The organism is Phytohabitans flavus, assembly GCF_011764545.1.
GTDB classification, from domain to species: Bacteria; Actinomycetota; Actinomycetes; order Mycobacteriales; family Micromonosporaceae; genus Phytohabitans; species Phytohabitans flavus.
Map to the genome: position 1 here is coordinate 156,901 of NZ_AP022870.1, position 14,785 is coordinate 171,685.

The window sequence follows — 14,785 nt, forward strand, 5'->3', positions numbered from 1 at the left end:
GGCGGAGTCGGGGATGGGTCAGGACACGCCGTCGCCGTTGACGTCCAGGCGGTCGGCCGGGGCGAGCGGGTTCTGCGCGGTGAAGTCCCGCGGCACGAGGTCGAAGCCCTGCCAGTGCACCGGCATCGGGCTCTGGTCCTCGTCGCGCGGCACGTGGTGGAAGCCGACCCGGACCCACATCACCGGGTCGCTGAGCCGCTCGCCGTTCGTGTACTCCAGGATCGTCGTGCCCGCGCACTCCGGGTCCTGGTTGAACGTGGCGAACTTCTCGCACGGCTTGTACTGCGTGAAGGTCACGTCCGGCTGGGTCTCCGGGTGTGCCTCGTACGGGTCGTTCGCGCCCAGCTCCAGCTCGTACGAGCGGAAGTGGCCGTCCGCGTTCTTGCTGGTCGGGCTGACCACGCGCCACCACCGGCGGGTGGCGGTGTTGAGCGTGGCCTCGGTCGCCACGTCGGTCTTGCTGGTCGAGTAGATGGCAGCCCGCCGGCCCCGCTCGCCGGTCGGCGCGGTGTCGTACTGCTCGACCTTCTCCGTGCCGTACCCGCCGATGTTGAAGTCGACCCGCCAGAAGGCGCTGTGGTAGTGGTTCACCGAGTAGTCGGTCTGGCCCGGGCCGATCGGCCAGCCCTGGTCAGGAGTGGTGTAGTCGCGCGGCGCCAGGTCGCCGGTGGCGCCGAGGCGCACCGAGATCTGCCCGTCGTCGGCGAACCGGTACTCGGTGATGTACTCGTACCAGCCCACCTTGGAGATGGTTTGCAGCACGAGGTCGGAGCCCATCTTGGCGTACGGCTTCTCGGGCGTCTCACCCTCGAGCCGGTGCGCGAGACCGGCCTCCTCCTCGCTGATGCACAGCACCTTCTTGGCGTCCTGGCCGGCACCGGTCCACACGCCGCGCCGCTGCCCCTTGCAGTCGGAGGCCGCGAGCGGCTGCATGAAGTCGCCGCCGAAGCCGTACGAGGTGATGTCGTTCCACTCGTTGAAACCCGAGTCGTACGGCACGTTCAGCTGGGCGATCGTGGACGAGTCGAGCACCATGATCGGGAGCTTGTCGCGCTTGCCCTTGAACGCGACCTTCTCCAGCACCAGGCCGGTCTTCACGTCGACCCGCCAGCACATCTGCCACAGCGTGCCGTTCTTCAGCTCCTGCTTGACCAGGGCGTCGTTGCCGCAGTACTCCCACCGGTCGTTGGCCTCGGCCGGACCCGGCACCGCGATGCCGGCCGAGACGAGCAGCGCCGCCGCAGCGGCGCTCCAAAGCTTCCTGCGCATCCGGCTCCTAACGTAGGCGCGCCACCGTGCGACCCGAGAGGTCGACCACGATGTCGGTGATGTCGATGAACGGGCCATCCGGGACCCGGGTGATGAACTGCACGCACCGGTGCTCGCCGCACTTGTCCGCGCCGGTGTCGGCCGGGCGGGCGACGTACGTCGTGCCAGTGATCTCGAGCTGGTCCGGCGAGGTGAACGCCTTTCCGGTGGCCTTCTGGTACGCGGCTTTGAAGTCGGTGCTCAGCCCGTCCGCGAGGAAGAGCTCGACCGCCTTGGCGACCTCCCGGTCAGAGGGCGGTGGCTGCCGCTTGGCGGCCGTGAACGTGCCCTCGACCGCGCCGGTCTTCAGGTTGACGGTGCGCTTGACGAGCTTGTCGGCCGTGTAGTCGTAGAAGTACACGGCCGCCCGCCGCGGCGCGTTCGCCTCCTTCGTCTCGACGAGTTCGAACGAGAGGTACTCCGGCCCGGCGGCACCGTTGACGTCGGTGGCCCCGGCGAGTGGTGCGGCCAGCGCGGCGGTGCGCGCCCGGTCCAGTTCGGACGGTGTCAGCGGGTCGCGCCCGGTACCGGCGGCCGGCGCGGGTCCGAGGGTCGGATCGGCGGCGGGCTCCTGTGCCGGCTCGGCCTCGGCGCTTGCCGGGGCCGCCGCCTCGCCGCCCGGCACCTGGTGCGGTGTCGACGCGGTGGCACCGCCGATCCAGGCCACGGCGAGCGCGACGACGGCCGTGCAGGAGGCGACGCCTAACCCCCATCGCAGCCGTTGCGCCCGGGACTTCCAGGGATGCTCCATAAACCCTCCAGCGGGGGTGAGTGGACGGACCTCACCCTGTGTGCCGTCGATGTCACGATCATCAACGCGTTGGAAGATCGCGGCGCCACCAAACGAGACGGGCCGTACGCCATTTCTCAGTTCCCGCAACACCCCTGAAACGTTGATCACTTAATTTCCGGCCATCGGCGCGGAAGGGGTGGACCATCAGCGCGCTTGCCGATGCCATCGCGGACGCGCTCGCCCGCCCCGACGAGCGACCGCCGGAACCCCGTGCGGGGCTCGACCGGCGGCGGCTTTCCGCGCTACCTGTGGCGGCCCAGGCGGTCTCGGTGGTGGCGCCGTCGCCGGGCATGATGTCGGCGACCGCGATGGTCACCGCCATGGGCGCGGCGGCGGTGCCGGTGATCGGGCTCGCCACGCTGGCGATGACGCTTGTCGGGCTCGCGGTGGCACAGTTCGCCCGCCGGATGGCCGCTGCCGGCTCGCTCTACACGTACGTGTCCAAAGGGCTCGGTCCGGCCGCCGGCTTTCTGACCGGTTGCGCGCTGATCCTCGCGTACGGCTCGCTTGTCGTGATGTGCCTGCTCGGCTCCGGCCGCCGGGTGGTCGGCTTCCTCGCCGAGGCCGGCGTCCTGCCAGACAGGGGCGGCGCCCCCGCGCTCGTGGTCACCGCCCTGCTCGGCGCCGCGATGACCGCCATTGTGGTACGCGGGATCCGGGTCTCCGCGGCGCTCACGCTGCTGCTGGAGGCGGGCTCGGTGGTGGTGGTGCTGACCGCGCTCACCGTCGCCGCGTACCGGGGCTCGAACGCCGTCCCACCACCGTCCCCACTGGACGTCGGTGTCTTCGCGGCCGCGCTGATGACCGGCATCAAGGCGCTCGTGGGCTTCGAGAGCGGGTGCGCGCTGAGCGTCGAGGCGCGCAAGCCGTTCGCGGTGGTACCCCGGGTGGTGCTCTGGACGCCCGCCGCCTGCGGTGCCCTTTTCGCGCTGGCCGCGGTGCTGCACCTCGTCGGGATCGCGCGCGGTGCCGGCGGTGGCGGCGGGCCGGAGCTGCCGATCCTGCCCGCGCTGGTCCAGCTCGGCCTCGCGTCGTCGCTTTTCGCCTGCGCGATGGCGTCGATGAACGCGGTCGTGCGGGTGCTCTTCTCGATGGGCCGGGACCGGGTCGCGCCGCCCGCGCTGGGCCGCACCCACGCCCGCTACCGCACGCCGTACGTAGCCGCGTACGCGATGGTGCCGCTCGCCGTCGGCGTGCCGCTCACGCTGTTGGTGCTCGGCAAGCCCGGCCGCTGGATCTCCGGCTGGCTGGAGCTCGTCGCCGTGCTCGCGTTCCTGATCGCGTACCTGCTGGTCTGCCTCGCCGTCGCGCCGTTCCTGCACCGGATCGGCGAGGCCACGGGCGCCGCTACCGGCCTGGCGGCCCTGGCCGCCGCGGTGATCGCCGGATCGATCGTGCTCGTCGTCCGCGCCGGCCTCAACGACGGTCTGGGCTGGCTCGTCGTCGGGCTGGTCGGGTTTTTGTGGCTCGGCCTGCTGTGGCTGCTGCGGGTGCGGCGGCGCGCACCGCACCGGGTGAGCGCGATGGGCTTCTTCGACGCGGCCACGCCGGACGACATCCTGCCGGGCGCCTCGCCGGACGAGATGGCTTCCGGCGGCGCGTCGCGGCGGGAACGGTAGGCCGGCCGTGGCCACCACCGACCACCCGCCCGCCGGCCGCCAGCCCGCGGCCATCCGCAGCGCGCTCACCGTGCTCGAACAGGTCGCCCGCGCCGGCCCTGGCGTCACCGCGCGGGAGCTGTCGGCCGCGCTCGGCATGTCGCCGGCCACCACGTACCGGCTGGTGAACCTGCTCGTCGCCGAGGAGTACCTGGTCCGCCTCCCCGATTTGCGCGGCTTCGCGCTGGGTCGCAAGGTGGTGGAGCTGGCCGGCGCCGTCGCCCATTCCGCGGTGCCCGCCGGCGCGGCCGACGCGGTGGCCGAGCTGCGGTCCCGGGTACGCCTCGCGGTGCACCTCGCCTCCCTCCGGCACGGCCGGCTGCGCATGGTCGACCCCGACCCGGACCACCCGCCGTCACCGGACGCCGTGCTCGCCCGGCACCTGCACGCCTCCGCGCTGGGCAAGCTGCTCCTCGCCGAACAGCACGACTGGCAGGCCCTGGCCCCCGGCGCCGCCGACCTGCGTCAGCTCACCCCGCAGACGGTCGGCCGGCCGGACGCGCTGGAGAAGGAGCTGGACCAGGTCCGTGGCGACCAGGTGGCGCGGCAGTTCGGCGAGGTGCGCCCGGACCGCGGCTGCGTCGCGATGCCGGTACGGGATCCGGACGGCACGCTCGTCGCAGGACTCGCGATCAGCGGCCGGCCGGACCGGATCGCCGCCCTGGCCCCGGACGTGCTCCGCCTGGTCGAACGCTGCGCCCACGACCTCGCCCGCCTCCTCCGCACCCTCGTTTAGCGCGGTGCGGTGCTCAGGCGAGGACCGGGACCGGCTCGCCCTTGTCGTCCGTAGCCGTGACGGTGACCTTTCCGGCCGGGCGCCGGTCGTACGGGCCGGAGACCAGCGGTGACGTCCCCTGCCGGGTGCCGGCCGAGGTCTCCACGCTGATCCGCCGCACGGCCTGGCTGCCGGCCGCCACGTGGTACCACTGGCCGCGCGCGTCGCGGGTCCACCAGCCCACCACCACGTCCCGCGTGTATCGGCTGCACAGCCGGGTCCCCGACGCGGCCGCCACCACGGTCGGCGTGTCCGACACGACCACGGCGGCCACCCGGTTGGCGCTGCCCGGCCCGGCGGTACGCACGCAGACCACGCTCGCCGTGCCCTGAAGTAGCCGCCCGCGCCACAGCTCCCAAGCCGTCACCGACCCAGGGCTCCGGCCGGGGGCGCCGGCGAGCGCACACCCCAGGCGCGACCAGGCGGCCGGACCGCCGGCGGCGTCGAGCTCGTTCGGCTGGGTGACCGCCCCGGGCGCGCGCGGCGGGACGTACATGAGATGGGCCAGGCCCGCGCTCCCGAAGTCCCCGAGCGTGTACGGCTGCCCCTGCCCGGCCGACGTGGACCTGAGCCGCAGCAGCGGCCCGTTCCAGCACCGCTCGCCCTCGGGTACGGCCACCGCCTCGGTCAGCCCGTCCTCCACGGCGAGGCCGTGCCAGTCCGCGCCGGTCAACGCGCGGGCCTGCGGTGCCGTGGCCCAGGGCGCGAGCAGGTAGCGCGCCTTCCCCGGGCCGGCCGGGATGCGTAGGGCGCTTGTCGCGTACTCGTCCTGGGCGGGCGCCGGCTGGACGGTGAGCGTCCGCGTCCCGCCCTCCCGCTCCGCGTACGTGGCGACCCGGGTGGCGTCGGCGAGCACGACAAGCGTGGTGCCGTCCACCGGCCCGGCGAAGAGCAGCGTGGGAGAGCCCACGGGCGGGTCCGCGGCCGTGCCGCCCTCGGCGGTGACCGCCACGCCGTCGTCGCCCGCCCCGCCCACCTGCCACGCCGACGAGGCCGCCTGGACCAGGGCGTCGTCGCCGGAGCGGGCCCCGCGGCTGGGCCAGGACGCCAGCGTGAGCTCACTGGTACCCGTCCACGCATCCGCCGGTACCCGCGTGACCGCCGCCTCCGTCGTGGCCGCGTGTCGCGCGCCGGCCGGGTCCCGCTCCGCGCGCGACACCGCCAGGATGACCATCACCAGCGCGACGACGAGCGACAGCGCCGCCGCCACGAGCGCGATCCGCCCGGCCCGTAGCAGCCGCACGCCCAGCGGATCCGGCGCCCGAAGGCGTACCACCGTCGGGTCCGCGGGCGACTCCGCCAGCAGCGCCCGCTGCTGCCCGCCGGTCAGCGCGCGCTCGTCCCGCAGCCGCGCGACAAGCTCGGCCGCCGCCACCATCGCGCGGTCCGCGTCGGGCCAGCCCAGGTCTCGCATGACCAGGAGGGCGTCGGCCCGGGTCAGCCCTTCGACCACGACCAGCAGGTACGCCGCGCGGGCGTGCGGCGCGAGCCGGGCCAGGCCGCCCGCCACGGTACGGTGCGCGGCACTCCCGCTCACCGTCGTGTGCCAGGCCCAGGTGACCAGGACCGGCAGCTGAAACGGGCGGCGCCGGGTCGCGGTCCGCAGCACGCGGCGGCGCATTTCCGGGTACGTGAGCTCGCGCTCCGACCGCCACGGAAGCGCCCGCTGCACGTCCCGGTGGGCGCGTACAAGCCTGGCCTGCGGTGCTCGGCCGGAGTGCCCGACCAGGTACGCGATCCGCACCAGCCGGTCGTAGTGCCGCAGGAATACGCTGCCCGCGCGCGCTGCGGAGGGCGTGGACGTGCGCTCGGATCCCACGGAAACAAAACGGTGAAGGCGGCCGATAGGTCACGCTGCGGCACGCCTCACCGTTCAATGAGGTCAGTCGCCGCCGGGCAGGATCGGGGGAGGGAGGGGAGCGGCAGCGGCGGCAACGGGAGGAGCGGGGTCGGTAGCGGGAGGAGCCCGCGGGACGACTCCGACGGCTCCGGCGTCGGGTCACCGCCCTCCGGCGGGGGTACGGGCTTCGAGCCGGACGAGCCGCCCGGCGCCGACTGGCTTGTGCGCGGTGCCGGCGCCGTGGTCGGGGCGGGCGCCGGCGTGGCCGGGGTGGGCGGCGGCGCGGGCACGGTGGCGGCGGAAAGGGCGCGCAGCAGTGCGTCCACCTCGGCCAGCAGCCGCGCGGCCGTGGCGCCGTCGCCGATGTGGGCGATGTGTGCCTGGGCGGTCGCCAGCAGGGCCTGCGCGTCGGCGGTACGGCCGGCGGCCAGCGCGGCACGGGCGTCCGCGATCGCCTGCTCCGCGGCCTTCACCTCGGCGCGCTGCGGGTAGACCACTTTGGACACCGGCCACAGGACGCTGCCGGGCTGGGCCTGGTGTGCCGATACCGCCAGGCCCACCGCCACCACCGCGGCGGCCGCGGCGCCGAGGACGGCCTGCACCAGCCGCCGCTTGCGCCCCGGGTCGCCGGCGCGGAGCGGTGCCGGCTCGTCGTCGAGTGCCGCCAGGAAGGCGTCGTCCGGCAGCGCGTCCACGGGGTCGCCGTCCAGGTCGGCGCGCCACGTGGCGAGCATCGTGGCGGCCGGGTCGGTCGCCGGGTCGCCGTCGAAGGGGTCGCCGCGGCCGAGCGCGTCCAGCAGCCGGTCGTCGGCCGCGATCTGGGCCACCGAGACCGGCTTGTCGGCCTTGCCCCTCTGGTCGGTCATGCCGCGCTCACCTCGTCCAGCGCACTCCCGGCCAGGGTACGCAGGCGGGCCAGCCCGCGGGACTGCGCGACCCGGACCGCGGCCGCGGACATGCCCATGACCACGCCGACCTCCTCGGCCGGGAGTCCGACCGCCACCCGCAGCAGGATGATCTCGCGCTGTGCCTGCGGGAGGCGGTCGAGCAGCGCGGACAGCCGGCGGGCGAGGTCGGTGGAGACGGCCTGCTGCTCCGGTCCGGGCGCCGCGTCCGGGCGGTCCAGCACGTCGTCCGAGGCGGTCACGGCGGACGAGTCGCGGATCGCGGCGCGCTGGGCGTCGGCCACCTTGTTGGCGGCGATGGCGTACACGAAAGCGGAGAACGGGCGTCCCTCGTCCCGATAACGGGGCAGTGCCCGGAGCACCCCCAGGCAGACCTCCTGGGCCACGTCGTCGGCCGTCGTGTACGCGCCGCCGATGCGGCCCAGCCTCGCCCGGCAGTACCGGACGAGCCCCGGTCGCAGCTGCGCGAGCAGGGCGGACGTCGCCGTGGAGTCGCGCCTGGCGGCGCGCGCGACGAGTTCCGGATCGATGGTTGCCGTCATGTCGTGAGGGGCCGCACCTTCGTTACTGCCGGGTTAACCACGCACCGTACCGGTGAGCAGCGTAAATGGCCAACGCGGGAAATTCGTTGTTGCGCCGGGCGGCGCCGGGCCGATGCAACAGGTGTGGGAGTCGAGGTACGGGTCGAGGGCCTCACCAAGTCGTTCGGCCGCCAGCCGGTCTGGTCGGACGTGAGCCTGACCCTGCCCACCGGCGAGATCTCGGTGCTCCTCGGCCCGTCCGGTACCGGCAAATCGGTCTTCTTGAAGACCCTAGTCGGGCTACTGCGCCCGGATCGCGGGTCGATCTGGATCGCCGGCCACGACCTGACCCGGCTATCCGAGCGCAAGCTCTACGAGGTCCGCCGCCTCTTCGGCGTGCTCTTCCAGGACGGCGCGCTCTTCGGCTCGATGAGCATCTACGACAACGTCGCCTTCCCGCTGCGCGAGCACACCCGCCGCTCCGAGTCGTGGATCCGCGAGGTGGTGCGGGAGAAGCTCGAGATGGTCGGGCTGGTCGGCGCCGAGGAGAAGCTGCCCGGCGAGATCTCCGGCGGTATGCGCAAGCGGGCCGGCCTGGCGCGGGCACTCGTGCTCGACCCGGAGATCGTGCTCTTCGACGAGCCGGACTCCGGCCTCGACCCGGTGCGCACGGCGTACCTCAACCAGCTCATCATCGACCTCAACCAGCAGACCGAGGCGACGTTCCTGATCGTCACCCACGACACCAACACCGCGCGGACGGTGCCGGACAACATCGGCCTGATCTACCACGGGCACCTGGCCATGTTCGGGCCGCGCGAGATGCTGCTCTCCAGCACCGAGCCGGTGGTGCGGCAGTTCCTGAACGCGCAGCGGGTCGGGCCGATCGGGATGGCCGAGGAGAAGGACGCCGACGAGCTGCGCGCCGAGGCCGCGTCCGGTGTGGAGCTGCCACCGCTGCCGCCGATCCCGTTCCAGCTGCGCCCCTCCAACGGCATGCCGCGCGCGGCCGAGCACCCGCCGGGCGCCTGGTGCATCGCGAACCGCGTCGAGCCGCCGGCCGGCTCGTTCCAGTCGGCGGTGTTCAGATGATCACGGCGACCGGCAACTTCGTCGCGTTCAGCCTCGACACGCTGCGCGGGCTGCCCCGGCGGCCGTTCCAGGTGCGCGAGTTCGTGCAGCAGGCGTGGTTCATCAGCTCCGTGTCGATCCTGCCGGCCGCGCTTGTCTCGATCCCGTTCGGCGCGGTGATCGCGTTGCAGCTCGGTTCGCTGGTACGCCAGCTCGGCGCGCAGTCGTTCACCGGCGCGGCGTCGGTGCTGGCTGTGGTGCGCGAGGCCGGCCCGATCGTGACCGCGCTCATCATCGCCGGCGCCGGTGGCTCCGCGATCTGCGCCGACCTGGGCGCGCGGAAGATCCGCGAGGAGCTGGACGCGATGCGGGTGCTCGGCATCGACCCGATCCATCGCCTCGTCGTGCCCCGCGTGCTCGCCACGATGCTCGTCGCGGTGCTGCTCAACGGCCTCGTCAACGTGGTCGGCGTGGGCGGCGGCTACTTCTTCAACGTCGTGCTCCAGGGCGGCACCCCGGGCGCGTACCTGGCCAGCTTCCAGGCCCTCGGGCAGCTCCCTGACCTCGTCGTGGGGGAGATCAAGGCGCTGGTCTTCGGCGCGGTGGCGGCGCTCGTCGCCTCGTACAAGGGGATGACCGCGCGGGGCGGCCCCAAGGGCGTGGGCGACGCCGTCAACCAGAGCGTGGTGATCACGTTCATGCTGCTATTCGCGCTGAACTTCGTGATCACCGCGATCTACTTCCAGGTCGTCCCGCAGAAGGGGACCTGACGTGCTGAACACACTCGGTACGCAGCTCGACTTCTACCTGCGTGCGTTCGCGTGGACGCCGCGCACGCTCCGGCGGTACAAGGGCGAGATCGTGCGCCTGCTGGCCGAGGTGAGCTTCGGCAAGGGCGCGATCGCCGTCGCGGGCGGCACCGTCGGCGTCATCTGCTTCCTGACCTTCTTCACCGGTACCGAGGTGGGGCTCCAGGGGTACCAGGCGCTCAACCAGATCGGCAGTAGCGCGTTCACCGGCTTCGTCTCGGCGTACTTCAACACCCGGGAGATCGCCCCGCTCGTGGCCGCGCTCGCGCTCTCCGCGACCGTCGGGTGTGGATTCACCGCGCAGCTCGGCGCGATGCGGATCGCCGAGGAGGTGGACGCGCTGGAGGTGATGGCGGTGCCGTCGCTGCCGTTCCTCGTCACCACCCGGATGATCGCCGCGTTCGTCGCCGTCGTCCCGCTGTACGTGATCGGCCTGCTCTCCAGCTACTTCGCCACGCGCACCATCGCGGTCTTCTACTTCGGACAGTCGGCGGGCACGTACGACTACTACTTCGACCTTTTCCTGCCCCGGTCGACGTGCTCTGGTCGTTCGTCAAGGTGCTCGTCTTCGCGGTCATCGTCGTGCTCGTGCACTGCTACTACGGGTACACCGCCACGGGCGGGCCGGCCGGCGTGGGCGTGGCGGTGGGGCGGGCGGTGCGCCTGTCCATCGTGGCTGTGAACATCGTGGACTTCTTCCTGTCGCTGGCCATCTGGGGCGCGACGACGACGGTGCGGATCGCGGGGTGACCTCCACATGAGACACCGCATCCTGGGTATCGCGTTCGTGCTGCTCCTCGTCGCCGCGCTCACCGCGTCCGTGCTCCAGTACCGCAAGGCGTTCACCCCGGCCACCTGGGTCACACTGGACGCCGAGCGGGCCGGCATGCAGCTCAGTCCGGGCGCCGACGTCAAGCTGCGCGGCGTTGTCGTCGGCGACGTCCGCTCCGTCGACAGCGAGGGCGGGGGAGCCCGGCTGCGCCTGGCGCTCGACCCGGCGCTGGCCCGCCAGGTGCCGGCCGACGTGACCGCGCGGCTGCTGCCCAAGACGCTCTTCGGCGAGCGGTACGTGGCGCTCGTCGCCCCGCCCGGCGCGAGCGGCCAGCCGATCCGCGACGGCGCGGTCATCACGCAGGACCGCAGCCGAAACGGCGTCGAGCTGGAGCGGGTGCTCGACGAGGCGCTGCCGCTGCTCCAGTCGATCCGGCCCGATCGGCTCGCCACGGTGCTCGGCGCGCTCGCCGCCGCGCTCGACGGGCGCGGCGAGCAGCTGGGCCGAAACCTGGTCCTGACCGGCGGCTACCTGGGCCAGCTCAACAAAGAGATGCCCGTCATCGCCGAGGACGTCCGCAAGCTGTCCACAGTGGTCGACGCGTACGACGCGGCGCTGCCCGACCTGCTCTCGATCCTGCGCGACGTCACGGTCACCGCCGGCACGGTCGTCGACCAGCGGGCCGAGCTATCCGCGTTTCTGGCCAGCGCCACCGGGAGCGCCGACACCACGCGGCTCTTCCTCGACCGCCACGACGACCAGCTGATCCGGCTCGGCGACGTGAGCCGGCCGGTGCTGGAGCTGCTGGCCGCCTACGCGCCGGAGTACCCGTGCCTGATGCGCGGCCTCGTGGCGCTCCAGCCGCGTGTCGAGGAAAGCTTCTCCGGGGGGAAGTTCCACATCACGCTGGAGATCACGAAGGACGGCGGCAAGTACGAGCGCGGCCGGGACGAGCCCGCCTACGGGCCCGGCAACGGTCCACAGTGTCACGGGCTGCCCAACCCCAAGGTGCCGTCGCCCGGCCAGCCGATCAACGACGGCTACGACTACGGCGCCGACCGCACCACGCCGAAGCTGCCGATCGGCCTGCCCTCCACGACACCGGCGACGGCCGGCACGCGACCTCCGGACCAGCCCACCGACATGGGCTCGGCCGGTACCGCCGAGGAACGTGAGCTGGTCAAACCCATCATCAGCGCGGTCACCGGCCTCCTGCCCGTGGAGGTGCCCGACATCGCCGTACTGCTGTGGGGGCCGCTGTTGCGCGGAGCGGTGGTGAACGCGCCATGAGTATCCGCGCTCCACTCCTGAAGCTGATCGCGTTCGCGGCGGTGACCGTGCTGCTCACCGCGATGCTGGCGCAGACGTTCGGCTCGTTCACCGGCGGCGGCACCAGCTACCGGGCCCGGTTCACCGACGTGACCGGCCTCCTCGAAGGCGACGACGTGCGGATCGCCGGTGTCCGGGTGGGCCAGGTGGAGGACATCCGGGTCGCCGACAACACGGTGGCCGAGGTCGAGTTCACAGTGGACGGTGACATCCCGCTCGGCACCGGCGTCCGGGCGAAGGTCCGCTACCGCAACCTTGTCGGCCAGCGGTACATCGCGCTCAGCGAAGGCCCTGGCGACGGCCGACCGCTGCCCCCGGACGGCCTGATCCCGCTCGCCCAGACCACACCCGCGCTCGACCTGACCGTGCTGTTCAACGGGTTCCGGCCGCTCTTCACCGCGCTCACACCGGAAGACGTCAACAAGCTGGCGTACGAGATCATCCAGGTGCTCCAGGGCGAGGGGCCGACGGTGACGAGCCTGCTGCGGCGTACCGCCTCCCTCACCAACACCCTCGCCGACCGCGACGAGGTCATCGGCCGGGTCGTCACCAACCTCAACGGCGTGCTGTCCACACTGGCCGATCGCGACGAGAGCCTGGACACGACGATCAGCCAGCTACAGAGCTTCGTGAGCGGGCTCTCCGCGGACCGCGCGGCGATCGGCGAGGCGGTCGCCAACCTCGGCGAGCTGACCGGCGCGACCGCCGACCTGCTGCACGACGCCCGCCCGGCCATCCAGTCCGACGTCGCCGCGCTGGAGCAGGTGGCCGGCACGCTCAACGAAAACTCCGCGGTCATCGACCGTACGCTCGGCACGCTGCCCGGGCGGTACGAGTCCCTTACCCGGGCCGCGTCGTACGGCTCGTGGTTCAACTTCTTCCTCTGCGACTTCGATGGCCGGGTCACACTGCCGGGTGCGGGCGCGGTCACCCCGGCCGGCGTCAACTCGCCCGCGGCCCGCTGCGACACCTCGGGAGGTGCCCGATGAAGCGGCACCCCCGCGTCACCGGGGCGGTCAGCCTCGCCGTCCTGGCGCTGCTGGTGCTCGCCGCGTTCCAGCTCGACGGCATCACGTCGATCGGCGACCCGGCCTACCGGGCGGCGTTCCGGGACGCGAGCGGGCTGGCGCCCGGCAACGAGGTGCGCGTGGCCGGCGTACGCGTGGGCAAGGTGACCGACGTCGGCCTGGCCCGCGGCCCCGCCGGCCCGTACGTGCGGGTGCGCTTCCGCCTCGACGACGAGAGCGTGCGCCTCGGCGAGCGGACCGGCGCGACGATCCGCATCAAGACCGTGCTGGGCCAGAAGTACCTCGCGCTCGCCCCAGCCGGGCCGGGCCGGCTGCCCGAGGACGCGGAGATCCCGCTCGACCGCACCGCGGCGCCGTTCGACGTGATCCAGGCGGTCACCGGGCTCGCCGAGACCGTCGACGAGATCGACTCCGAGCGGCTGGGGGAGGCGTTCACCACGCTGTCCCGCACGTTCGCGGACACGCCGGCGAGCGTCGAGTCCTCGCTCAGGGGACTGTCCCGGCTCTCGCAGACCGTCGCCAGCCGCGACGCCGAGCTGCGCGAGCTGCTGGGGCGGGCGCGCACCGTCACCGCGGTACTCGCCGAGCGGGACGAGGAGTTCCGCAAGCTCGTCGCCGACGGGGACGCGCTGCTGCGCGAGGTCAGCCGCCGCCGGGACGCCATCCACGAGCTGCTGGTGGGTACCAACCAGCTCGCCAAGGAGCTGTCCGGCCTGGTCGCCGACAACCGCGAGCAGCTCAAGCCGGCGCTCGACCAGCTGCGCGGCGTGGCGGGGATCCTCCAGCGCAACCGGGACAACCTGACGAAGACCATCGAAGGGATGGCGCCGTTCGTCGAGGCGTTCGCCAACGTGGTGGGCAACGGCCGCTGGTTCGACTCGTACGTCCGCGGGCTGCTCCAGCCGTATCAACCGACAGTTGGGGGCGGCTGATGCGGTGGCGAACAGGCATCGCGCTCGCGGTGTCCACAGTGGCCGTGGTCGCGGCCTGCGCGGTCGTACGGGGCGAGCCGGAGCGGCGGGTGGTGGCGCACTTCGCCCGCGTGGTCGGCGTGTACCCCGGCTCGGACGTACGCGTGCTCGGTGTCCGCATCGGACGCGTGGTCGCCGTGGAGCCGCAGGGGCGCACCGTGCGGGTGGAGATGCGCTACGACCGGGACTGGCTGGTGCCGGCGTCGGCCCAGGCGGTCATCGTCCCGCCCAGCGTGGTCAGTGACCGGTACGTCCAGCTCACCCCCGCGTACAACGGTGGCCCGGCCCTCGCCGACGGCGCCGAGCTGCCGGTCGAACGCACCGCCGCGCCGATGGAGATCGACGACATCTACCGGGCGCTGGACGACTTCAACCGGGCCCTCGGGCCGCAGGGGGCGAACGCGGACGGCGCCCTCACCGACCTGCTCGCCACCGGCCGGGCCAACCTGGAGGGCAACGGCGCCGCGCTGGGCGGGACGCTCGACGGGCTTTCCCGCGCGCTCGACACGCTCTCCGACGGCCGGCAGGACCTTTTCGGCACGGTCGGCAACCTCCAGGAGTTCACCACCGCGCTGGCCCGCAGCGACCAGCAGGTGCGCTCGTTCAACGTACAGCTCGCAGGCGTGGCCCAGCAGCTCGCCGGCGAGCGCGACGAGCTGGCCGCCGCCCTGCGCAACCTGGCCACCGCACTCGCCGAGGTGACCACGTTCGTCAAGCAGAACCGCGCCGCCCTGGCGTCCAACGTGGACGCTCTCGCCGACGTCACCGGCATCCTGGTGCGGCAGCAGCAGTCGCTGATCGACATCCTCGACGTGGCGCCGCTCGCACTGTCCAACCTGAACCTCGCGTACAACCCGCGTTCCGGCACATTGGACACTCGGGACAACGTGCTGGGCCCGTACGACTCGGCGAGCTTCGTCTGCTCGCTGATGGTCGACCTGCTGCCGGCCGCGAAGGTGTCGCGGAAGTGCTTCTTGCTCGCGCAGACCCTCCAGTCGAAAAAGC

General features: G+C 72.8%; 12 protein-coding genes and 2 pseudogenes. 9 read left to right on the forward strand and 5 right to left on the reverse strand.

Annotated elements, in window-relative coordinates:
* Positions 1-18: 18 nt before the first annotated feature.
* Both Pflav_RS00705 and Pflav_RS00710 read right to left on the reverse strand, forming a co-directional pair.
* On the reverse strand, positions 19-1,269 hold the full coding sequence (locus tag Pflav_RS00705) for a copper amine oxidase (RefSeq protein ID WP_173032879.1): 1,251 nt from the start codon (positions 1,267-1,269) through the stop codon (positions 19-21).
* Positions 1,270-1,276: 7 nt separating this feature from the next.
* The gene (locus Pflav_RS00710) at positions 1,277-2,059 is read right to left on the reverse strand and encodes a hypothetical protein (protein ID WP_173032880.1); all 783 of its coding nucleotides are present in this window, start codon (positions 2,057-2,059) and stop codon (positions 1,277-1,279) included.
* Between the two features lie 290 nt (positions 2,060-2,349).
* Between Pflav_RS00710 and Pflav_RS00715 the strand changes: the two genes are divergently transcribed.
* Together Pflav_RS00715 and Pflav_RS00720 are read left to right on the forward strand one after the other, a co-directional pair.
* On the forward strand, positions 2,350-3,720 hold the full coding sequence (locus Pflav_RS00715) for an APC family permease (protein ID WP_173032882.1): 1,371 nt from the start codon (positions 2,350-2,352) through the stop codon (positions 3,718-3,720).
* Positions 3,721-3,727: 7 nt separating this feature from the next.
* Positions 3,728-4,495, forward strand: coding sequence for an IclR family transcriptional regulator (locus tag Pflav_RS00720; protein ID WP_173032884.1), 768 nt, complete (start codon positions 3,728-3,730; stop codon positions 4,493-4,495).
* 13 nt (positions 4,496-4,508) lie between these two features.
* Here Pflav_RS00720 and Pflav_RS00725 read toward each other — a convergent pair whose 3' ends face one another.
* The 3 genes from Pflav_RS00725 to shbA are packed head-to-tail and all read right to left on the reverse strand — an operon-like array spanning position 4,509 to position 7,821.
* Positions 4,509-6,353 carry a hypothetical protein gene (locus tag Pflav_RS00725; RefSeq protein ID WP_173032886.1) on the reverse strand — a complete coding sequence of 615 codons (1,845 nt, stop codon included), beginning with the start codon at positions 6,351-6,353 and terminating at the stop codon, positions 4,509-4,511.
* A gap of 47 nt (positions 6,354-6,400) precedes the next feature.
* Positions 6,401-7,240, reverse strand: coding sequence for an anti-sigma-D factor RsdA (locus Pflav_RS00730; RefSeq protein ID WP_173032888.1), 840 nt, complete (start codon positions 7,238-7,240; stop codon positions 6,401-6,403).
* Positions 7,237-7,821 (reverse strand): RNA polymerase sigma factor ShbA, encoded by a 585-nt coding sequence (gene shbA, locus Pflav_RS00735; RefSeq protein WP_173032890.1) that lies wholly within the window; start codon positions 7,819-7,821, stop codon positions 7,237-7,239. Before shbA ends, Pflav_RS00730 begins: the two co-directional genes overlap by 4 nt.
* A gap of 123 nt (positions 7,822-7,944) precedes the next feature.
* Between shbA and Pflav_RS00740 the strand changes: the two genes are divergently transcribed.
* From Pflav_RS00740 to Pflav_RS44540, 7 genes and pseudogenes are all read left to right on the forward strand, one after another.
* Positions 7,945-8,892, forward strand: a complete 948-nt coding sequence (locus Pflav_RS00740; protein WP_173032892.1) for an ABC transporter ATP-binding protein — start codon at positions 7,945-7,947, stop codon at positions 8,890-8,892.
* A complete protein-coding gene (locus tag Pflav_RS00745) occupies positions 8,889-9,641 on the forward strand; it encodes an MlaE family ABC transporter permease (protein WP_173032894.1) in 753 nt (250 codons plus the stop codon). Before Pflav_RS00740 ends, Pflav_RS00745 begins: the two co-directional genes overlap by 4 nt.
* 109 nt (positions 9,642-9,750) lie before the next feature.
* Positions 9,751-10,328: pseudogene (locus Pflav_RS47765) on the forward strand (ABC transporter permease); the annotation flags it as partial.
* 109 nt (positions 10,329-10,437) lie between these two features.
* Complete coding sequence (locus Pflav_RS00755; RefSeq protein WP_173032896.1) at positions 10,438-11,742, forward strand: MCE family protein; 1,305 nt, start codon at positions 10,438-10,440, stop codon at positions 11,740-11,742.
* The gene (locus Pflav_RS00760) at positions 11,739-12,770 is read left to right on the forward strand and encodes an MCE family protein (RefSeq protein ID WP_173032898.1); all 1,032 of its coding nucleotides are present in this window, start codon (positions 11,739-11,741) and stop codon (positions 12,768-12,770) included. The genes Pflav_RS00755 and Pflav_RS00760 overlap by 4 nt, the downstream gene beginning before the upstream one ends.
* On the forward strand, positions 12,767-13,741 hold the full coding sequence (locus tag Pflav_RS00765) for an MCE family protein (protein WP_173032900.1): 975 nt from the start codon (positions 12,767-12,769) through the stop codon (positions 13,739-13,741). Before Pflav_RS00760 ends, Pflav_RS00765 begins: the two co-directional genes overlap by 4 nt.
* Positions 13,741-14,550, forward strand: a pseudogene (locus Pflav_RS44540) (MCE family protein); the annotation flags it as partial. The gene Pflav_RS00765 and the pseudogene Pflav_RS44540, both read left to right, overlap by 1 nt.
* Positions 14,551-14,785: the final 235 nt, after the last annotated feature.

Coding starts and splice junctions, on each gene's coding strand:
- Pflav_RS00705 (WP_173032879.1), bottom strand. CDS start 1,269: ATGCGCAGGAAGCTTTGGAGCGCCGCTGCGGCGGCGCTGCTCGTCTCG.
- Pflav_RS00710 (WP_173032880.1), bottom strand. CDS start 2,059: ATGGAGCATCCCTGGAAGTCCCGGGCGCAACGGCTGCGATGGGGGTTA.
- Pflav_RS00730 (WP_173032888.1), bottom strand. CDS start 7,240: ATGACCGACCAGAGGGGCAAGGCCGACAAGCCGGTCTCGGTGGCCCAG.
- shbA (WP_173032890.1), bottom strand. CDS start 7,821: ATGACGGCAACCATCGATCCGGAACTCGTCGCGCGCGCCGCCAGGCGC.
- Pflav_RS00745 (WP_173032894.1), top strand. CDS start 8,889: ATGATCACGGCGACCGGCAACTTCGTCGCGTTCAGCCTCGACACGCTG.
- Pflav_RS00755 (WP_173032896.1), top strand. CDS start 10,438: ATGAGACACCGCATCCTGGGTATCGCGTTCGTGCTGCTCCTCGTCGCC.
- Pflav_RS00760 (WP_173032898.1), top strand. CDS start 11,739: ATGAGTATCCGCGCTCCACTCCTGAAGCTGATCGCGTTCGCGGCGGTG.
- Pflav_RS00765 (WP_173032900.1), top strand. CDS start 12,767: ATGAAGCGGCACCCCCGCGTCACCGGGGCGGTCAGCCTCGCCGTCCTG.